The following is a 2,209-nucleotide window of genomic DNA, read 5'->3' as shown; positions in this document are numbered from 1 at the left end:
AGTTGCCAATTAATGTGCTTACGCTCTATCAAAATTAAAAACATCATTTTTAATTCTCTGCATCAACTTTTTAGTTGAACTTAGCGAAAAAATTTAAAAAAGGAGCAGCAATTGTTCTATCAACAGCAATGATAACACAGTTGGGATTGCAAGATGGTATGCTCTATGTTCGAGCTGATGAGGAAAATGAAACAGCTGAACAAACACAATTAAATAGTGATGTAACAACAGAGAGTAATGAACAAGAAATAGTTCAAGAAAGTCCTGAGACAACATCGCCACAGCAAAATAATTCAACTAATGATCAGATTCCAAATACAGAATCTGAACCAGCACAAGATTCACAAGTACAAACTCGAGTTAGTGCGAATTTGTTGGTGATGAATTCAGATGTTACTACTCAAGTGCAGTTTGTGGATGAGAATAATAATCCCCTTCAAGGCGCACCAAGTAGTGTCAAGGCTGGTACAATAGAGGGAATAGTAAGTACCATTAGTTTTGAAGGTTATGATTTTGTAAATGCAACAGTAAATGGAGATGAAATTTATTCCATTGGGGTAGTTGGGGATATTTGGTATTATGTTCCTGCAGATGATCCGAATACAGGATTATTATTGGGAGACAGCATAATAGTATTTAATTATGAGACTCATGTAGAAACTTATACTGTTTCTTATAATACAAGTTTATATTATGAAGGTCCTACTTCTGTAAGAGAAGGAGAATCTTATTCATTTACTACACGCCCAAGTGGAAAAGGCAAAAAGTTAAATGTAATAGTAAATGATCAAGATATTACAGATAGTGGAGTTGTAGTTGATAATGCAACTGGTTTAACACGTTACACAGTAGAAAAGGTAATGGGAAATCAAGACGTTGCAATTACAGAATCGGATGTGGAAACTTATACATTTACTTATAACAATGATTCAATCAGACAAGGTGATATAAGATCTCCTGAAAGTGGAACAGCTATCGAAGCCGGTAGTACTTTAGAATTCACATTAAGAAGTGATACTTGGATAGGTGCGACAGATATTGATGGGCATGAATGGCATTTAAATTTACTGGCTATAAATAAAGAATATGTAAATGTACCAACCACCTTTAATGAAGGAGATTTTGCACAAACAATACTTTCTTCTGGAGAAGTGGTTACAGTGACCTTAACTGACAAACATGAAAGTGGAGTATGGTGGAATAGATATAATGAATATACAATTGCAGTCAAAAATGTATATACAGATATTGAAGTAACTGATGGTAACTTTAAAAATGCAGAGCGTAATGAAATTATATTAAAACGCTTAGATGGTGTTTCGGATATTATTGGTTGGGATAATGCTGAAAATGATGGTGACGGTGATTATAGAACTGGATCTATAAATTCAGTGTATGAACAAACAGATAGAACAGGAAACGAATTTTACTTTAATTTAGAGCCAGGATATACTAATCCGGTAGTTACGGTACTAGCCAACGGACGACAAACAGATATTGGTGTTGATGAGGTATCTAAGATGGATCCAGATGATGTTACTGCGGAAGGCTATACATATAGAGTGAATATACCAAACAACTTATCAGATAACGTGGAAGTGTATATTACTGCAGAAAAACAGCAATATACAGTCGAGTACAAAGTCGGTGATAAAATCTTAGAAGATGAAAATAAATATACAATTTTTGATGGAGATCGTAATGAATTGCTACTACCAGAAGCTCCTGAATATAATACAGAAGAATATATTTTTGAAGGATGGGAGTATAACGGTCAAATATATCAACCAAATGAAGTATTCCAATTTAATGAGCAGACGATTAAAGGAGCAGAAAATGGAGTTATTACTTTTACGGCTAAATTAATACCTATTGAAGGTAGTGACTATGTTCTATACACTGTAGAATTTTTGTTCCAAAATGAAGCTAATGAATATGTTTCGAAAAAGGAGTATCCTAATCGAATCGGATATGGAATAAAAAATGAAGAATTATTTAACTATTTTGTAATAGGAATGAAAGTACCGGGTTATGTTCTTGATGAAGATAATAGTGATATAACATTGAAGCTGACAAATGAAGAAAATAACATTGCAGAGATTAGATTTAAACTTGACAAGAACAACGACGGTGTTGCGGACGAAGAACAGTATGTCGATGTCACATTCCAGATTGCGGAAGAAGACAGTGGCAAGGGTACGATCGACGG

Annotated in this window: 1 protein-coding gene; it reads left to right on the top strand. The window is 34.1% G+C overall.

The features are described 5' to 3' along the window. Positions 1 to 74 precede the first annotated feature (74 nt). On the top strand, positions 75 to 2,209 hold a 2,135-nt coding region (locus G413_RS11580), incomplete at its 3' end, for a hypothetical protein (protein WP_155979219.1).

Origin of the sequence: Faecalicoccus pleomorphus DSM 20574, assembly GCF_000420345.1 — a bacterium.
GTDB classification, from domain to species: domain Bacteria; phylum Bacillota_I; class Bacilli_A; order Erysipelotrichales; family Erysipelotrichaceae; genus Faecalicoccus; species Faecalicoccus pleomorphus.
Note: the sequence above shows the minus strand (reverse complement) of the source record. Positions and strands in the feature narration are given on the sequence as shown.